We start from the raw sequence: 17,378 nt of genomic DNA, 5'->3' as shown, positions 1-17,378 counted from the left end.
CCCTCGCGGAGCCAAACAGCCGTTGCATTGGCGATGGCCAACCATCTAGGCTAAGACTGTCTGGGGCGGACAGGTTCGGACAGGGGCAAAAAAGCTACGGCCGAACAACGGGATCAATCTATCGAGGACAACGTCATGCGTGTTGCGGCAAGACTGATTTTGGCGAGCGCAATCTCTCTTGCGATGGCGAGCGCCGCATGGTCGCAGACCCCGGCCGCGAAGCCCGCGGCAGCCACGCAAGCCGCCCCTGCCGCAGCGCCGGCAGCGGCACCTGCCCCGGCGGCAGCTCCCGCGGCGGCCGCCAGCCCGCCAGCGGCGGCACAAGGCGCGCAGCCGGCACGCGCCGCCTGCAGCAATCCCAATGCGCTCGGCGTCGCCCGTACCGTCGAGATCGACACCACGGGTGGTCCCGGCTTCGGCTTCGAGCACTTCAAGGAGCTCGACTTCCTGCGCGACCACGAGGTCGTGCTGACCTTCGACGACGGCCCCTGGCCGCGCAACACGCCCGCGGTGCTGAAGGCGCTGGCCGATGAATGCACCACCGGCATCTTCTTCCCGATCGGTAAGCATTCGACCTACGAGCCGGAGATCCTGAAGCAGGTCTATGCCGCCGGCCACACCGTCGGCGCACATACTTGGTCGCACGCCAATCTCAACGACAAGAAGCTGACCGAACAGCAGAAGAAGGACGAAATCGAGAAAGGTTTCTCCGCGGTGAAGTGGGCGCTCGGCGGCATCTCGCCCTCGCCGTTCTTCCGCTTCCCGGCCCTGCAGCACCCGCCGGAGATGGTCACCTATCTCGGCAACCGCAACATCGCGATCTTCTCCTGCGATCTCGACTCCTTCGACTTCAAGGCCTCCAAGCCCGAGAAGGTGATCGACACCGTGATGAAGAAGCTGACCAAGCTCGGCAAGGGCATCATCCTGATGCACGACTTCCAGAAGCACACCGCCGAAGCGCTGCCCGCACTGCTGCAGCAGCTCAAGGCCGGTGGCTACAAGGTCGTGGCGATGCGCGCGAAGAGCCCGGTATCGACGCTGCCCGAGTACGACCAGGAGCTGCTCAAGGACGTCAAGCTGCCGACGGTGAGCCAGCGCCCGGTCAACAGCGTGGTGACGACCGTTTCCGAATAGCCTTCACACTTGTCTTTCCGTTTCGAAGGCTACGTCATCGTCTCCGCCGACGGCATGCTTGCCGACGCGTGGCATGTCATGCCCGATAGCCTGAAGTTCGAGGGCGACAAGAGGTTCTTCGAGCAGGCGCTCGATCTCGCCACGCTGATCGTGCACGGCCGGCACTCGTATGAGGGACAGCCGAACTCACCCAAGCGAAAGCGGCTGATCCTGACCCGCAAGATAGCCGCGCTCGCGGTCGATCCGGAGATGCCGAACGCGACACTGTGGAATCCGCATGGCGCGAGCTTCGAGGAGGCCTGCGCCTTCGCCGACGTATCCTCGGGCACGGTCGCAATCATCGGCGGCCCCGTCGTGTTCGACATGTTCATGGACCGCTACGACACCTTCTGGCTCTCGGAAGCCCCGCGGGTGCGCCTGCCTGGCGGCGAAGGCTGCTTCGTCGGTGTGCCGGAGCGGACGCCGCACGAGGTGCTTGCGGCGCATGGGATGAAGCCGGGTGGAGTGCGTGTGCTCGATGCCGCACACGGCGTCACGGTCACGCCGTGGCGACGGGGGTAGCGACACCCATGTTCGCGGCGCCTTCATCCCGCGTCCGTGCGAAAACGTCGAAAACAACCCCATGCAAAGTAGAACTTAGGGGCTACGGAATTGCCGTCAGATCAGCCCCGGCACTTCCAGTTGTGTCCTGGATGTCGCACTGCGACGCTATACGTCGCCGTAAGCCGCCTCGACCGGGCGTGTGGCGCGGCCATAGCCCATGATCATGAACAGCGCGCCGATGATCGAGAGGTTCTTCAGCGCGTCCACCAGCATCTTCGCGTTGTCGGGCGGGGTCTGGTTCCAGAAGTCGTAGAACAGGAACGTCGAGATCGCGACGTAGATGATCAGCAGCAGCGCAAAGAAACGCGCCCCGAAGTTCAGCGCGATCATCAGCCCCGCGATGATCTCGAGTCCGCCGACCGCGATCGCGAGCAGCTGCGGCGTCGTCATGCTGGTGGCCTGCTCGACCTGCTGGGCATAGGGCGCAATCATCTCGGGCACAGTGACCTTGCTGGCAATGAAATCGGCAGTCGCCTGTATCGCGAACAGCTTCGTTGCGCCCGTATAGATGAACAGCACGGCGAACAGGATTCGCCCGAAAGTCACGAACGCTGGCATGGTCGGCCTCTTGGCAATGCTTTAGGGCGGGACGCTGACGCGATGACAGCGCGATTATGAAGAGTCCACGCGCGATTTTCAAACGGGGAAATATCTTCCCCTCTCCCCTTTGTAAGGGGAGAAGAGAAAGCGCGGTGATCCGGTGAGGCCTGGACTGCTTACGTAAACAAGCTCGGCTGCTGCCGCGCCGCCCGCTCCTGGGCTTCCACCACGGCGACCGCGGTCATGTTGAGGATGCCGCGCGCGGTGACACCCGGCGTGAGGATGTGTGCCGGGCGCGCCGGGCCGATCAGGATCGGTCCCACGGGAAGCGCGTCGGCCAGCACCTTGATGGTCTGGTAAGCGATATTGGCCGCATCCAGCGTCGGCATGATCAGGATGTTGGCCTCGCCTTCCAGGTTCGAGTGCGGCAGCACCAGCTTGCGTGCCGCCCCCGACAGGGCAGTGTCGGCCTGCATCTCGCCATCGGCCTCGATCTCCGGATGCTTCTCCTTCAGGAGCTGCGTCGCACGGCGCATCTTGCGCGAGGTGTCCGTGTCATAGCTGCCGAAATCGGAATGCGACACGAAGGCGACTTTCGGCTTCAGCGTGAAGCGCTGCACATGGATGGCTGCGAGCGCCGCGATCTCGGCCAGCTCCTCCGCACTCGGATTGGGCCGCACCTGGGTGTCCGCGATGAAAAACGCCCCCTTGGTGGTGATCAGCAGCGCCAGCGCGGCATAGTCGCTGATCCCGCTCGAGAAGCCGATGATCTCGCGGACGTGGCGCAGATGGCTCATGTAGCGGCCCTCGACGCCGCAGAGCATCGCATCGGCCTCGCCGCGCCCCACGGCGAGCGCCGCGATCACGGTGTTGTTGGTGCGCACCACGGTGCGCGCTCCCTCGGGCGTGATACCGCGGCGGCCAGCGACCTCGACATAGGACTGCACATAGGAGCGGTAGCGAGGATCGTCCTCGGGGTTGACCAGGTCGAAATCCTTGCCCGCCTTGATCGAGAGGCCGAAGCGCTTGATGCGTGCCTCGACCACCGACGGACGGCCGACCAGGATGGGACGCGCGAGCTTCTCCTCCAGCACCACCTGCGTGGCGCGCAGCACGCGCTCGTCCTCACCCTCGGCGTAAATCACCCGCACAGGCTGGGTCTTGGCCTTGGCGAACATCGGCTTCATGACAATGCCGGAGCGGAAGGCAAAGCGCATGAGCTGGGCCGCATATTCATCGAAATTGGTGATGGAACGCGTCGCAACCCCGGATTCCATCGCGGCCTTGGCGACCGCCGGCGCGATGCGAAGGATCAGCCGAGGATCAAATGGGCTCGGGATCAGCGAGCCCGGGCCGAAGCCACCCGCCTCGCCGGTGTCGAAGCTGCCTTGTGAGACCGCGTCCGACGGCGCCTCGCGCGCGAGCTGCGCGATGGCATCGACCGCGGCATGCTTCATCTCCTCGTTGATCGCGGTGGCGCCGACGTCGAGCGCACCGCGGAAGATGAAAGGAAAGCAAAGGACGTTGTTGACCTGGTTCGGGTAGTCGGACCGCCCCGTGCAGATCATGGCGTCGGGGCGCGCTTTCCGCGCCTCCTCCGGCATGATCTCCGGCGTGGGGTTCGCAAGCGCCATGATCAGCGGATGGTCGGCCATCGCCTTGGCCATCTCGGGCGTCAGCACGCCCGGTGCCGAGAGCCCGATGAATATGTCGGCGCCGCCGATCACGTCGCGGAGCGTACGCTTGTCGGTCTTCTGGGCATAGACCGCCTTCCAGCGGTCCATCAGCGTGTTGCGTCCGTCATAGACGAGGCCGTCGATGTCGCAGACCCAGATGTTCTTGCGCTGTGCACCCATCGAGACCAGAAGGTTCAACGTCGCGAGCGCCGCCGCCCCCGCTCCCGACGCGACGATCTTGACGTCCGAGAGTTTCTTGCCGTTCAGCCGCAGGCCGTTGGTGATCGCGGCCGCAACGATGATCGCGGTGCCATGCTGGTCGTCATGGAAGACCGGGATCTTCATGCGCTCCTTCAGCCGCGCCTCGATCTCGAAGCACTCGGGGCCCTTGATGTCCTCGAGATTGATGCCGCCGAAGGTCGGCTCCAGCGCCGCCACCGTCTCGACCACGCGCTCGATGGTGTCGGCGGCGATCTCGATGTCGAAGACGTCGATGCCGGCGAATTTCTTGAACAGGACCGCCTTGCCTTCCATCACGGGCTTGGAGGCCAGCGGCCCGATATTGCCGAGCCCCAGCACCGCGGTGCCGTTGGAGACGACGGCGACCAGGTTGGCGCGGGCCGTCAGCGTGGCGGCTTCGGCCGGGTTGTTGGCGATCTCGGTGCAAGCGGCGGCGACGCCCGGCGAATAGGCGAGCGCAAGGTCGCGCTGATTGGCGAGCGGCTTGCTCGCCTGGATCTCGAGTTTTCCGGGCCGCGGCAGACGGTGATAGGCCAGCGCCGCTTGGTGGAGATCTTCAGAATAAGACGACATGCCCTGCCTCGCCTCGCGTTTTGCGGCCTCAAAGCTTTTTTCCCCGACCGGCCCCAGCCCGAAGACGGTATTCCGGATCATGGAAACGGGATCAAGCACGGCCGGCGGCTTTGTGGCAACATCCGATTGTGGCCCCATCAACAGACGGTGCCGTCAAACATTTGAAAACCATGGCTTTCCCTGGACCGGGCAAGCTATTGCGAATATGGCAGGTTGTTCTGCCCTGAGCCAGCAACTGGAGCTGACCGCATGAGACGAATCCTGATCGGCCTGATCGCGCTTGCGTTGCTCGCAGGCGGCGGCTGGCTTGGCTTCAATCTCTACGTTCAGCACCGCGCCACCGCCGAGGTCGAGGCGGCGTTCGACCAGATCCGCAGCCGCGGCGGCAAGGCGAGCCATGGCAAGGTGGCGTTTGACCTGATGACGCGGACCCTGACGGTCGAGGATATCACCGTCGAGCCGGCACAGCCGCCGCTGGCCGGGCTCAAGGCCGCGAGCATCAAGGCGGCCGGCGTCCGCCAGACCGACGAGGCGCATTTTTCGGCCGAGACGATCGACATCGCCGGCGCGGAGCTTGCCATTGACGGCGCCGCCGGCCCGGCAAAGGTAAAGGCAACGTACAAGCTCCCGCAGATCGCGGTGACCGGCTACTCCGGCCCAGCCCGCGCCCAAGGCGCGCCGGCCTCACCCTCGCTGGTCGACGCCTACCGCTTCGCGCTCGCGCAGTATGCGAGCCTCACGGCTGCCTCGGTCATGGTGCCGACGGTGAGCGTCACCATGGACACCGGCTCAAACGCAGCCGGCAGCGGCGAAATCACCTATTCGGGGCTCGCGATCCGCAACATCAATCGCGGGAAGGTCGATACGGCGAAGATCGATCGCGCCGTTTTCAGCTTCACCACGCTTAGGGCGGCTAAGCCCGACAAGCTCATCGGCGAGTTTTCCGACATGATCATCGACGATGTCGACGTGAATGCCGTGATCGCCGCACTCGATCCGGAGAAGGCCAATGACGACAGCTATCATCGGGCCTATCGGAGGATTTCGGTCGGGCCTTATGTGCTGACATCGACCCAAGGCGTGCGCGCGCAAGTCGATGGGATCGCCATCGAGGACCTCGGATTTCAGCCGTCAAAATTCCGGCCGGCCGAGGTTCTGGCCTTGCTGCCGAAGGACCCGTCGTCTCCACCAACGCCTGCCCAGGGGCGCGAGATGATGGAGAAGGTGGCCGCGATGTACGAGGGCCTGCGCGTCGGCAAGATCGAGATCAGCAATCTGTCGATGGGTACGCCGCAAGGGACCGTCCGGCTCAATGCGATCAAATACGCCCAAGGCGAGTTCGCGCTCGAAGGCCTCGACGCGCCGGCGCCGCAGGGGCAGTTCAAGATGGAGCGCTTCGCGCTGAAATCCTTCAGTGTAGCGGGTCTGATGCGCTGGGCAGCGAGTCTGACCACTCCCGGCCGGGCGCCCTCGCCCGACCAGATGCTCGGGCTGTTCGGTGTGCTCGCAGGCGCAGAGGTCAAGGGCGTGGCCGCGCCCTTCAAGAACACCAAAAAGCTCGTCACGATCGACACGCTGAGACTGGACTGGGGGCAGCTGATCGGCTCGATCCCGAGCAAGGCGCATGTGGTTGCGAAATTCGTCACGCCTACCGATCCATCCGACCCGAAGCAGCTTCCGTTGGTTCTCGGCGGAATCGAGCAACTCCCCATCGACCTCGATCTCGGCGCGGAGTGGACAGAGTCCTCCAAGAGCTTCGCCCTGGCGCCGGCAACCCTCGACTCGGAGGCATCGCAAAAGCGCAATTGCGAATTGCGCTGAGCAACGTGCCACGCGAGCTGTTTTCGGCCGATCCAGCCCAGTTCATGGGTCAGGCGGCCAATATTGAGGCTGATTCGCTCGAATTCTCAGTGCGCGACAATGGTCTCGTCGATACCGCGGTGACGCAGAATGCACGAGGACGAAATGTCAGCCGTGACGCTGCACGCCAGACGCTCGTTGACAGCGTCAAGGCCCAGCGGGCGGAGATCGCGGCCGCTAATCCCGAGGCAGGCGCGGCCGTGGATTCGATCGCAAGCTTCATCGAGACGCCGGGCCAGACACTCGTCATCAAGGTCACGCCGCGCGCGAAGGTGCCGCTGCTGCAATTGATGCAGCTCTTCAACGCCGACCCAGAGGGCACGCTGGCGCAGTTCAGGATCGAGGCGTCGACGAGGCTGTAAAGAGAGCTGGTTGGTCTCGTGTCCCGGACGCGCTGCAACGCGCAAGCGTTGCTGCGCAGAGCCGGGACCTAGAGAGGCCGCTGGTCGGGGGGACGTGGGCCCCGGCTCTGCAGCGCACCGCTGAAGAGCGCTGCGCTGCGTCCGGGGCACGAGACCCGAACTTGCTCATCACTTCTGCGGCAAGTTCACCCGAACGTGCAGCTCGCGGAGCTGCTTGGTCGTGGCTTCCGACGGCGCGCCCATCAGGAGGTCCATGGCCTGCTGGTTCATCGGGAACAGCGAGATCTCGCGCAGGTTCGTGGTGCCGCAGAGCAGCATCACGATGCGGTCGACGCCCGCAGCCATGCCGCCATGCGGCGGCGCGCCGTACTGGAAGGCGCGGTACATGCCGCCAAAGCGCTCGACCACTTCCTGCTCGCCATAGCCCGCGATCTCGAACGCCTTCACCATGGCTTCCGGCACGTGGTTGCGGATGCCGCCCGAGGCGATCTCGTAGCCGTTGCAGGTGATGTCGTACTGGAACGCCTTGATGGTCAGCGGATCCTGGCCCTTCAGCGCCTCGAGGCCACCCTGCGGCATCGAGAACGGGTTGTGCGAGAAGTCGACCTTCTTGTCGTCCTCGTTGTACTCGTACATCGGGAAGTCGACGATCCAGGCGAGCTCGAACCGCTCCTTGTCGGTGAGGTTCAACTCCTCGCCGACCTTGTTGCGGGCAAGGCCAGAGAACTTCCAGAACTTGTCGGGATCGCCGGCGACGAAGAAGGCGGCATCGCCCTCCTTCACGCCGAGCTGCGTGCGGATCGCAGCGGTGCGCTCGGGGCCAATGTTGTTTGCAAGCGGACCCGCGCCCTCGCCGCCCTCACGCCACATGATGTAACCGAGGCCGGGCTGCCCCTCGCCTTGCGCCCACGAATTCATGCGGTCGCAGAAGGCGCGGCTGCCACCGCCCGCGGCCGGAATCGCCCAAACCTGGTTCTTCGGGTCTTCGAGCATGCGCGCGAACACCTTGAAGCCGGAGCCGCGGAAATGCTCGGAGACGTCCTGCATTTCGATGGGGTTGCGTAGGTCCGGCTTGTCGCTGCCGTATTTGCGCAGAGCTTCCGCGAACGGAATCCGCCGCCAGCCCTTGGTCACCGGCTTGCCTTTGGCAAACTCCTCGAACACGCCGGTGATGACCGGCTCCATCGCCGCGAAGACGTCGTCCTGCGTGACGAAGCTCATCTCGACGTCGAGCTGGTAGAACTCGCCGGGCAGACGATCGGCGCGCGGGTCCTCGTCGCGGAAGCAGGGCGCGATCTGGAAATAGCGGTCGAAGCCGCTCATCATCAGCAGCTGCTTGTACTGCTGCGGCGCCTGCGGCAGCGCGTAGAACTTGCCGGGATGGATGCGCGACGGCACCAGGAAGTCGCGCGCGCCTTCGGGCGAGGACGCGGTCAGGATCGGCGTGTTGAACTCGAAGAAGCCCTGCGCCTTCATCCGCTGGCGCATGGAATCGATGATCGCGACGCGCGTCATGATGTTCTGGTGCAGCTTCTCGCGGCGCAGGTCGAGGAAGCGGTACTTCAGGCGAATGTCTTCGGGATATTCCTGGTCGCCGAACACCGGCAGCGGCAGGTCACCAGCCGGGCCCAGCACCTCGATCTCATTGACATAGACCTCGACCTTGCCGGTCGGCAGGTCGTCATTGTCAGTGCCTTCCGGGCGACGGCGGGCCTTGCCGTCCATCCGCACCACATATTCCGAGCGCAGCTTCTCGGCCAGCGCGAACGCCGGCGAGTCCGGGTCGACCACGCACTGGGTCAGGCCGTAATGATCGCGCAGGTCGATGAACAACACGCCGCCGTGGTCGCGGACGCGGTGGACCCAACCGGACAGGCGAACCGTCTCGTCGATGTGGCTCTCGCGGAGCGCGCCGCATGTATGTGACCGGTAGCGATGCATGGTAGTCCCAAAATGATGTCGGAGGATCGAATCGGACGACCCAAATGGCCGGTCCGACGTTGCGGGTGGGTTTACCCGACGAGGACGGGTGCGGCAACCAAGGGAACGGCCTGTTTTCGGCCCGGACAGTCCATTTTTACGCAAGCCGGACCTGAGCCTTTGCCAATGGGCGTTCCAGCCCTACATTTAAGCCCATGACCGTCCATTTCCCGTTCCAGAACTCCTATTCGGCGCTGCCGGACACCTTCTTTGCCCGCGTGGCGCCAACCCCGGTTGCCGCGCCCCGGCTGATCAAGCTGAACCGGCCGCTCGCGGTCCAGCTCGGGCTTGATCCGGACCTGCTGGAGACGCCGGAGGGCGCCGAGATCCTGGCTGGCAAGACGGTTCCTGCCGGCGCGGACCCCATCGCGATGGCCTATGCCGGGCACCAGTTCGGGCAGTTCGTGCCCCAGCTCGGCGACGGCCGGGCGATCCTGCTCGGCGAGGTCATCGACAAGGACGGCGTCCGCCGCGACATCCAGCTCAAGGGCTCGGGCCCCACCCCCTTCTCCCGCCGCGGCGACGGCCGCGCCGCGCTCGGGCCGGTGCTGCGGGAATACGTCGTGAGCGAAGCGATGTACGCGCTCGGCATCCCGACCACGCGCTCGCTCGCCGCCGTCGTCACTGGCGAGCATGTGATCCGCGAGACCGCGCTGCCCGGCGCGGTGCTGACCCGCGTGGCCGCAAGCCACATCCGCGTCGGCACCTTCCAGTATTTTGCCGTGCGCCGCGACACCGACGCGATCCGCCGGCTCGCCGACCATGTCATCGAGAGACACTATCCGGAGCTGCGTGGCGCCGAGCGCCCCTATCACGCGCTGCTCGCCGGCGTCGTCGCCCGCCAGGCCGATCTCGTCGCGCGCTGGCTGCTGGTCGGCTTCATCCATGGCGTGATGAACACCGACAACACCTCGATTTCGGGCGAGACCATCGATTACGGCCCCTGCGCCTTCATGGACTCCTACGATCCTGCGCAGGTGTTCTCGTCGATCGACGAGATGGGCCGCTACGCCTATGCCAACCAGCCGCGCATCGGCTTATGGAATCTGACGCGGCTCGCCGAATGCCTGTTGCCGCTGTTCTCCGACGATCAGGAGAAAGCGATCGAGCAGGCGCAGGAAATTCTTGGCGCGTTCCCGGACACTTTCAGCAGGGCCTATCAGGCGGGCCTGCGCAGGAAGGTCGGCCTGTTCACCGAGCGCGGCGGCGACGAGGCGCTGATCCAGGACTTGCTGGATGCGATGGCCAAGAATGCCGCCGACTTCACCCTCACCTTCCGCAAGCTCAGCGAGGCCGCGGCCGACGAAGATGGAGTTGCCGACGTCCGCGCGCAGTTCATGAACCCGACAGCGTTCGACGATTGGGCCAAGCGCTGGCGCGAGCGTCTCACTTCAGAGCCACAGTCCGCATCCAAGCGGCAGGCCGCCATGCACGCCGTCAACCCCGCCTTCATCCCGCGCAACCACCGCGTCGAAGCGGTGATCCGCGCCGCTGTGGACAATGACGACTACGCGCCGTTCGAAGAGCTGGTGAAGGTGCTGGCGAAGCCGTACGAAGATCAGCCGGACTACGCGGCCTACTCCGACCCGCCGCTGCCCGATCAACGCGTGTTGCGGACGTTCTGCGGGACGTGAGCGGCTGGCGCTCGCTGCTACCCGTTGCACGATCCGCTCCCTACCGCACCGCGAGACGACCCGGTTGACCCCCTCTGCCGTTCTGCCCAACAATTTGTCGCATCGGCAACCATCGTCATCAAACTGAAACACTCGCACTCTAACCGGCTGGCGGGCCGTCTTGCCGGAGGCGACCGTCCTCCCAGAGACCTGACACACGCGCCATGCCTTTCAAATTCATCCACCTCACCGACACGCATCTTGCGGGCCCCGGCCTGAAACTCTACGGCCTCGATCCGCGTGCCCGCCTCGATGCCGCCATCGCTGATATCAACACGCACCATGCCGATGCCGCCTTTGCCGTCGTGACCGGCGATCTCACCCATTGGGGTGACGCCGAGGCTTACGCCGATTTCGCAAGCGCGATGGCCCCGCTCAAGATTCCCTACATCGCGATGGTCGGCAATCACGACCGCCGCGTCGCCTGCCTTGACGGGCTCAAGGCGGCGCCGCGCGATACCAACGGTTTCGTGCAGGGCACGCGGACCACGGATCACGGCCTGTTCGTCTTCCTCGACACGCTGGACGAGACCAGCGATGCCGGCGAGATGTGTGCAAAGCGGCTCGGCTGGCTTGCCGAGACCCTCGCCAGGGCGCCGACTGATGTGCCGTTCGTCTTCTTCATGCATCATCCGCCGTTCCCGGTCGGCGTCCACGCGATGGACGAGATCGCGCTGAAGCAGAGCGCTGAATTTGCCGAGGTGATCGCGCCCTATCGTTCCCGCATCCGCCACCTGTTCTTCGGCCATGTGCACCGGCCGATCTCGGGCAGCTACGGCAAGATCCCCTTCTCCACCCTGCGCGGCACCAACCACCAGGTCTGGTTCGAGCTCGATCCTGCCGCCACCAACCATCTGGCGAGCCATGAGCCGCCGGCCTACGGCGTGGTGCTGATCGACCAGGAGAACCTGGTCGTGCACAGCCACGACTTCCTCGACACCAACCTGCGTTTCCCCTTCTCCCCACCAGAGGGGATGGACGACCGCGACTATGCGCTCAACTTCCCGGCGCGGTGAGATGAGCCTGGCCGAACCAGCATCGCTCGCCGTTACCAGAGCAGGACCGCCGCGCCTCAACGTCCTCCAAAGGTTCGCCGCCGGCTTCAAGGCCTCGCTTCCGGCCTATCTGCTGCTGTTGCCGTCGCTGATCTTCCTCGCGGCGTTCACCTACGGCGCGGTGGGACGGGTGTTCGTCGATGCGCTCTATCAGCGCGCCACGCCGCGGGCACCGAGCCGCTTCGTCGGGCTGGACAATCTGGCGGCCGTGCTCGCCGACCCCGCCTTTACCGGCGCTGTCGTCAACAATCTCATCTACGCGGTCGGCACCGTGGTGCCGAGCATGGCGCTCGCCTTTCTCTTTGCGCTGGCGCTGTCGCGCACCAATGCGGTGACGAGCGCACTGCGCGCTGCGCTGTTCCTGCCGGTGCTGATCCCGATGGTCGCAGCATCGGCGCTGTTCCTGTTCATCTTCCTGCCCAATGTCGGGCTGCTCGACCACTATATCGGCCGCCTGCTTCCGGTGCTGCCCAACTGGCTCGGCGATCCCGACATCGCGCTCGGCGCGATCATGGTGATCACGATCTGGAAGAACGCCGGCTACTACATGCTGTTCTTCCTCGCCGGCCTCCAGGCCGTGCCCGAAGACGCGATGGAAGCAGCTTACCTCGACGGCGCCGGACCTTATGCGCGCCTGCGCTACATCATCCTGCCCGAGCTCAGGCCCACCTTCCTGTTCGTCACCGTGATCGCCGGCCTCAATGCGGTGACGCAGGTCGACCACGTCTTCGTCATGACCAAGGGCGGACCGTCGAACGCGACCAATCTCGTGCTGTTCTACATCTACGAGCAGGCGGTCGAGCATTACGACGTCGGCAAGGCCTCGGCAGCGACGCTGCTCTCGCTCGGCGTGCTGATGGGGCTGACCGCGCTGTCCTTCCGCACGCTGGCAAACCGCGAGGGCGGGCCATGAATCCGTTCAAGCGGCTGTTCGAGGACGTTCCGCTCGCAACGCGACACGAGATCACGCCGAAGCTCGGCTTTGTGCTCGTGGTGCTGCTCGCGCTGGTCTGGCTCATCCCGTTCCTGTGGATGGTGGTGGCGACGCTGCGGCCGGCCTCGGACGGCATCAACGCCATGGCCGAGCTGATGCCGAGCCTGAAACCCACGCTCGACAATATCAAAGATGCGTGGGACATCGGCGACTTCCCGCGCTACTTCCTCAACACGACCATCATCTGCACCGGCATCCTGCTCGTGCAATTCGTCACCGTGACGCTTGCAGGCTTCGCCTTCGCGCGGCTTTCCTTCGCCGGAAAGACGCTGACCTTCTACCTGTTCCTGCTCCAGCTCATGCTGGTGCCGGTGCTGCTGATCGTGCCGAACCTGACGCTGGTGGCAAAGCTCGGGCTCTACGACACCCTGACCGGCGTGATGATGCCGTTTTTCGCCTCGGCCTTCGGCACCTTCCTGATGCGGCAGGCGTTCGAGGCCATCCCGACCGAGCTCGAGGACGCGGCATTGATCGACGGCGCCGGCGTGTTCGCGCGCATCCGCCACATCTACGTGCCGCTGTCACTGCCGAGCTTCTCGGCGTTTGCGATCGTCTCTGTCACCAGCCACTGGAACGACTTCCTCTGGCCGCTGATGGTGATCAATTCGCCGGACAAGCGGCCGCTCACCGTGGGGCTGTCCGTGTTCACCGCCACCGCCGAAGGTACGCAGGCCTGGGGCACGATCGCCGCCGGCACCTTGATCGTGATCGCGCCGCTGCTCGTCACCTTCCTGATCTTTCAGAAACGCTTCATCAGCTCTTTCGTCACCTCAGGCATCAAATAGGAGATTTTTCGATGCTGTTCTCCCGCCGGCTTGCGCTCGGCCTCACCATCGCGGGCGCCCTCGCCTTTCCGGCCTTTGCCGAAGGCCCGACCGAGATCGACTTGTTCTTCCCCGTCCCCGTCGACGGCAAGCTCGCCCGCGACATGGGCACCATGATCAAGGAATTCAACGAGACCCATCCCGACATCAAGACGACCGCGGTCTATACCGGCTCCTATGACGACACGCTGATCAAGACGCGTGCCGCGATCAAGGCCGGCAAGCCGCCGGCGGCCGTGATCATGTCGGCGAACTTTCTCCTCGACATGCAGATCGAGAACGAGCTCACCAATCTCGATTCCCTGATCGCCGCCGATGGCACCACCAAGGCGCAGTTCCTCGGCCAGTTCTTCCCCGCGCTGCACGGCAATGCCGTGATCAACCGCTCGGTCTATGGCGTGCCGTTCCACAACTCGACGCCGCTGCTCTACATCAACGCCGAGCATGCCAAGGAAGCCGGTCTTGATCCCGACAAGCCGCCGCAGACCTGGGCCGAAGTCACCGACTGGGCCAAGAAGCTCACCAAGCGCGAGGGCGACAAGGTCACGCGCTGGGGCATCGAGATTCCCTGCGCCTATGACTATTGCGGCTGGATGATGGAGACGCTCACCATGTCCAATGGCGGGCGCTACTACAACGAGGAGTTCGGCGGCGAAGTCTATTACGACACGCCCTCGATGCTCGGCGCGCTGTCCTGGTGGAACGACCTCATCGCCAAGCACAAGGTGCATCCGCCGGGCGCCACGCCAGGCCCGGCCGTGAGCACCGCCTTCATCTCCGGCAATGCCTCGATGATGATGCTCTCGACCGGCTCGCTCACTTACGTGCGCGACAACGCCAAATTCCCCTACAAGGTCGCGTTCATCCCGCGCAACGTCCGCAATGCCGTGCCGATCGGCGGCGCATCGCTGATCATCCCGGCGGGACTCGAGGCCGACAAGCAGAAGGCGGCCTGGACGCTGATCAAGTGGATGACCTCGCCGGAGAAGAGCGGCTGGTGGAGCCGTGCCACCGGCTATTTCGCCCCGAACGTGGCCGCCTACAAGACGCCGGAGATGCTCGACTTCCTTGGCAAGAATCCGGACGCGAAAACCGCGGTCGACCAGCTCGAAGTCGCAAAGCCCTGGTTTGCGACCTACAAGACCGTGCCGGTCCGCAAGACCCTCGAGGACGAGGTGATGCTGGTCCTGAACGGCAAGAAGCAGCCCAAGGATGCACTCGCCGCTGCCCAGAAGGCCGCCGACGAGCTGCTCAAGCCGTACAATGCCGAGACGGCGCTGAAGCTGCCTTGAAGTCAAACCGGGCGCTCCGTCAGACGGAGCGCCCGTTAACCTCCCGTCCACCATCCGGCCCGTCCCGGCGCCGGTAACCACGACAATTAACAGACCGTCAATTTCCCGCCGACAAGTCTAGCGATCTTTCGGGGAGTTGGCCGTGGATCTCTTGGTTTTCGAGTTCTTGGGACTGGCGATGCTCGCCATGTGCGTGGTCGTGGTGGCGCTGCCCTGCGGGCGGAAACCGTCGCAGCGGATCCGGTACGAGTAGGATTTCGTGTCCGCGGCCTGCGGTTTAGCCCTTCCGCGGCCGGCATCGACGATTCCGGCCGAAATCAAGCGTCGAATTCGTTCCAACCCCCTTGACATCACAGCACTTTCGGCAGAACGGCTGATGTACGTGTCATGGGCCGTTCATGGATCTGATTACCACCACCGCTGACCTAGCCGCTGCCTGCAGCCGGCTGGCCGAGCACCCCGTCATTACCGTCGATACCGAGTTCCTGCGCGAAACCACCTACTACCCGCTCCTGTGCGTGGTGCAGATGGCGAGCCCGAAGGAGGCCGTGGTCATCGATGCGCTGGCTGAGGGCATCGACCTCAAACCCTTCTTCGAGCTGATGGCCAACGAGAAGGTCCTGAAGGTCTTCCACGCCGCCCGCCAGGACATCGAGATCATCTGGCACCAGGCCAACATCATCCCGCACCCGGTGTTCGACACTCAGGTCGCGGCCATGGTGCTCGGTTATGGCGACAGCATCGCCTATGACCAGCTCGTCGAAAAGGTCACCGGCCACCGGCCGGACAAGACCCATCGCTTCACCGACTGGTCGCGCCGTCCGCTGACGAAGGAGCAGATGCACTATGCGGTCTCCGACGTCACCCATCTGCGCGAAGTGTTCGCCGCGCTCGATGCCGACCTGAAGAAGCGCCGTCGCAGCGAATGGGTCTCCATCGAGATGGAGATCCTGACCTCGCCCCGCACCTACGACTTCCACCCCGAGCGCGCCTGGGAGCGGCTCAAGACGCGGGTGCGCAAGCCGAAGGATCTGGCGGTGCTGATGGAGGTCGCGGCATGGCGCGAGCAGGAAGCGCAAAGCCGCGACGTGCCGCGCGGCCGCGTGCTGCGCGACGACGCGATCAGCGACATCGCCACCCACGCGCCGACCACGGTGGAGAAGCTTGCCCATCTGCGCTCGGTGCCAAAGGGCTTTGAGAAATCCAGGTGGGGCGCGGACATCATCGCCGCGGTCGAGCGCGGGCTGGCGCGCGACCTCTCGAAGCTGCCGAAGCTGGAGAAGCCGCGCAATAATTCCAACGGCGCGGCGATCGTCGAGCTGTTGAAGGTGTTGCTGCGGATGACCGCGGAGCGCCACGCGGTGGCGAGCAAGGTGATCGCGACCGTCGACGATCTCGAAGAGATCGCAGCCGACGACGAGGCCGACGTGCCCGCGCTGCGCGGCTGGCGCCGCGAGCTGTTCGGCGACGCCGCGCTCAAGCTGAAGCACGGCCAGCTCGCGCTCGCGATCGACAAGGGCCGCGTCGTCGGGGTGAGCCGGGCGTAATAGCCCGCAATCCCTCCCCAAGGTGGTCCTGGCGAAAGCCAGGACCATTACCCTAGGATTTCGTTAGGCAGTCGGTACTAGCCCCGAGTTCTATCGATAGATCACGCGGTATGGGTCCTGGCTTTCGCCAGGACGACACCCGAAGATGTGACCAACCGTACCGCTCACCACCACACGCCCCCTACGCCGGCGTCAGCTTTGCAGCTTCCGCCTTCATGTCGTCCAGCACGCCAGCGATGGTGCCAACCAGCTCGTCGATCTGGCCCTTGGTGACGATCAGCGGCGGGCAGATGGCGATGGCGTCGAGCATGTTGCGCGAGATGACGCCGCGCTCCTGGAGCATCCGCGCCGCGATGCCGCCGACGGCGCCCGGCGTGCTTGCGGCCATCTTGCGCTGCTTGTCGAGCACGAGCTCGATCGCGGCGATCATGCCGACGCCGCGAACCTCGCCGACGAGCGGATGGCTCGAAAGCTCACGCAGCCGCGCCTGCAAATGCGCTCCCGTCTCTGCAGCATGCGCGACCAGGCCACGCTCTTCGATGATCTTGAGGTTTTCCAGCGCGACCGCCGCGCCGACCGGATGACCGCCTGCCGTGAAACCGTGGCCGAGAACGCCGATCTTGTTGCTCTCGTCCGCGATCGGCTCGAACATCCGGTCATTCATCAAGACCGCCGAGAACGGGAAATAACTTGAGGTGATCTGTTTGGAGACGACGATCGCATCGGGCTTGATGTTGTAGGTATCGCAGCCGAACATCTTGCCGGTGCGGCCGAAGCCGCAAATGACCTCGTCGGCGACGAGCAGGATGTCATACTTCTTCAAGACCTGCTGGACCTTGTCCCAGTAGGTCGCAGGCGGAACGATCACGCCGCCGGCTCCCATCACCGGCTCGCCGAAGAAGGCCGCGATGGTGTCCGGACCTTCCTTCACGATCAGCGCTTCCAGCTCCTCCGCACGTCGCGTCGCAAAGGCTTCCTCGCTCTCGCCAGCCTGGCCATCCTTGTAGAAATGCGGCGAGCCCGCG

Annotated in this window: 14 protein-coding genes; 10 read left to right on the top strand and 4 right to left on the bottom strand. The window is 64.7% G+C overall.

Annotation, left to right across the window (positions count from 1 at the left end; translation table 11 throughout):
* The first annotated feature begins 135 nt into the window (after positions 1 to 135).
* Positions 136 to 1,134: a polysaccharide deacetylase family protein gene (locus tag Q3C01_RS07380; RefSeq protein ID WP_458144661.1), complete on the top strand. Its 999-nt coding sequence runs from the start codon at positions 136 to 138 to the stop codon at positions 1,132 to 1,134.
* A gap of 9 nt (positions 1,135 to 1,143) precedes the next feature.
* Positions 1,144 to 1,695, top strand: a complete 552-nt coding sequence (locus Q3C01_RS07375) for a dihydrofolate reductase family protein (RefSeq protein ID WP_458144660.1) — start codon at positions 1,144 to 1,146, stop codon at positions 1,693 to 1,695.
* A gap of 147 nt (positions 1,696 to 1,842) precedes the next feature.
* Here Q3C01_RS07375 and Q3C01_RS07370 read toward each other — a convergent pair whose 3' ends face one another.
* Both Q3C01_RS07370 and Q3C01_RS07365 read right to left on the bottom strand, forming a co-directional pair.
* On the bottom strand, positions 1,843 to 2,295 hold the full coding sequence (locus tag Q3C01_RS07370; protein WP_458144659.1) for a DoxX family protein: 453 nt from the start codon (positions 2,293 to 2,295) through the stop codon (positions 1,843 to 1,845).
* A 158-nt stretch (positions 2,296 to 2,453) separates the two neighbouring features.
* Positions 2,454 to 4,766, bottom strand: a complete 2,313-nt coding sequence (locus tag Q3C01_RS07365) for an NADP-dependent malic enzyme (RefSeq protein WP_458144658.1) — start codon at positions 4,764 to 4,766, stop codon at positions 2,454 to 2,456.
* A 249-nt stretch (positions 4,767 to 5,015) separates the two neighbouring features.
* Between Q3C01_RS07365 and Q3C01_RS07360 the strand changes: the two genes are divergently transcribed.
* Positions 5,016 to 6,587 carry a hypothetical protein gene (locus Q3C01_RS07360; protein ID WP_458144657.1) on the top strand — a complete coding sequence of 524 codons (1,572 nt, stop codon included), beginning with the start codon at positions 5,016 to 5,018 and terminating at the stop codon, positions 6,585 to 6,587.
* Positions 6,572 to 6,988 (top strand): hypothetical protein, encoded by a 417-nt coding sequence (locus Q3C01_RS07355; protein WP_458144656.1) that lies wholly within the window; start codon positions 6,572 to 6,574, stop codon positions 6,986 to 6,988. Before Q3C01_RS07360 ends, Q3C01_RS07355 begins: the two co-directional genes overlap by 16 nt.
* A 168-nt stretch (positions 6,989 to 7,156) precedes the next feature.
* Here Q3C01_RS07355 and aspS read toward each other — a convergent pair whose 3' ends face one another.
* Positions 7,157 to 8,929 carry an aspartate--tRNA ligase gene (gene aspS / locus Q3C01_RS07350; protein ID WP_458144655.1) on the bottom strand — a complete coding sequence of 591 codons (1,773 nt, stop codon included), beginning with the start codon at positions 8,927 to 8,929 and terminating at the stop codon, positions 7,157 to 7,159.
* A gap of 194 nt (positions 8,930 to 9,123) precedes the next feature.
* On the opposite strand from aspS, the gene Q3C01_RS07345 reads away from it, so the two are divergent.
* The 6 genes from Q3C01_RS07345 to rnd all read left to right on the top strand — a co-directional run bounded on the left by Q3C01_RS07345 (position 9,124) and on the right by rnd (position 16,353).
* Positions 9,124 to 10,602 carry a protein adenylyltransferase SelO gene (locus Q3C01_RS07345; protein ID WP_458144654.1) on the top strand — a complete coding sequence of 493 codons (1,479 nt, stop codon included), beginning with the start codon at positions 9,124 to 9,126 and terminating at the stop codon, positions 10,600 to 10,602.
* A 203-nt stretch (positions 10,603 to 10,805) separates the two neighbouring features.
* Positions 10,806 to 11,657 carry a phosphodiesterase gene (locus Q3C01_RS07340; protein ID WP_458144653.1) on the top strand — a complete coding sequence of 284 codons (852 nt, stop codon included), beginning with the start codon at positions 10,806 to 10,808 and terminating at the stop codon, positions 11,655 to 11,657.
* Position 11,658: 1 nt separating this feature from the next.
* Positions 11,659 to 12,609 carry a carbohydrate ABC transporter permease gene (locus tag Q3C01_RS07335; protein ID WP_458144652.1) on the top strand — a complete coding sequence of 317 codons (951 nt, stop codon included), beginning with the start codon at positions 11,659 to 11,661 and terminating at the stop codon, positions 12,607 to 12,609.
* Positions 12,606 to 13,475 (top strand): carbohydrate ABC transporter permease, encoded by an 870-nt coding sequence (locus tag Q3C01_RS07330; RefSeq protein WP_458144651.1) that lies wholly within the window; start codon positions 12,606 to 12,608, stop codon positions 13,473 to 13,475. Before Q3C01_RS07335 ends, Q3C01_RS07330 begins: the two co-directional genes overlap by 4 nt.
* A gap of 11 nt (positions 13,476 to 13,486) precedes the next feature.
* Entirely contained in the window at positions 13,487 to 14,806 is a 1,320-nt protein-coding gene (locus Q3C01_RS07325) for an ABC transporter substrate-binding protein (protein ID WP_458144650.1), read from the top strand.
* Between the two features lie 398 nt (positions 14,807 to 15,204).
* Complete coding sequence (gene rnd / locus Q3C01_RS07320; RefSeq protein WP_458144649.1) at positions 15,205 to 16,353, top strand: ribonuclease D; 1,149 nt, start codon at positions 15,205 to 15,207, stop codon at positions 16,351 to 16,353.
* Positions 16,354 to 16,534: 181 nt separating this feature from the next.
* Here the strand turns inward: rnd and Q3C01_RS07315 are convergent.
* The coding region (locus Q3C01_RS07315; RefSeq protein WP_458144648.1) for an aminotransferase class III-fold pyridoxal phosphate-dependent enzyme at positions 16,535 to 17,378 on the bottom strand (844 nt) is incomplete at its 5' end.

It is taken from the genome of Bradyrhizobium sp. UFLA05-109 (genome assembly GCF_054185165.1).
Note: the sequence above shows the minus strand (reverse complement) of the source record. Positions and strands in the feature narration are given on the sequence as shown.

What these genes read in the sequence shown, in the direction of transcription:
- Q3C01_RS07335 (WP_458144652.1), top strand. Translation starts at nt 11,659, where the DNA reads ATGAGCCTGGCCGAACCAGCATCGCTCGCCGTTACCAGAGCAGGACCG.
- Q3C01_RS07380 (WP_458144661.1), top strand. Translation starts at nt 136, where the DNA reads ATGCGTGTTGCGGCAAGACTGATTTTGGCGAGCGCAATCTCTCTTGCG.
- Q3C01_RS07370 (WP_458144659.1), bottom strand. Translation starts at nt 2,295, where the DNA reads ATGCCAGCGTTCGTGACTTTCGGGCGAATCCTGTTCGCCGTGCTGTTC.
- Q3C01_RS07340 (WP_458144653.1), top strand. Translation starts at nt 10,806, where the DNA reads ATGCCTTTCAAATTCATCCACCTCACCGACACGCATCTTGCGGGCCCC.
- Q3C01_RS07365 (WP_458144658.1), bottom strand. Translation starts at nt 4,766, where the DNA reads ATGTCGTCTTATTCTGAAGATCTCCACCAAGCGGCGCTGGCCTATCAC.
- Q3C01_RS07345 (WP_458144654.1), top strand. Translation starts at nt 9,124, where the DNA reads ATGACCGTCCATTTCCCGTTCCAGAACTCCTATTCGGCGCTGCCGGAC.
- Q3C01_RS07330 (WP_458144651.1), top strand. Translation starts at nt 12,606, where the DNA reads ATGAATCCGTTCAAGCGGCTGTTCGAGGACGTTCCGCTCGCAACGCGA.
- aspS (WP_458144655.1), bottom strand. Translation starts at nt 8,929, where the DNA reads ATGCATCGCTACCGGTCACATACATGCGGCGCGCTCCGCGAGAGCCAC.
- rnd (WP_458144649.1), top strand. Translation starts at nt 15,205, where the DNA reads ATGGATCTGATTACCACCACCGCTGACCTAGCCGCTGCCTGCAGCCGG.
- Q3C01_RS07325 (WP_458144650.1), top strand. Translation starts at nt 13,487, where the DNA reads ATGCTGTTCTCCCGCCGGCTTGCGCTCGGCCTCACCATCGCGGGCGCC.
- Q3C01_RS07360 (WP_458144657.1), top strand. Translation starts at nt 5,016, where the DNA reads ATGAGACGAATCCTGATCGGCCTGATCGCGCTTGCGTTGCTCGCAGGC.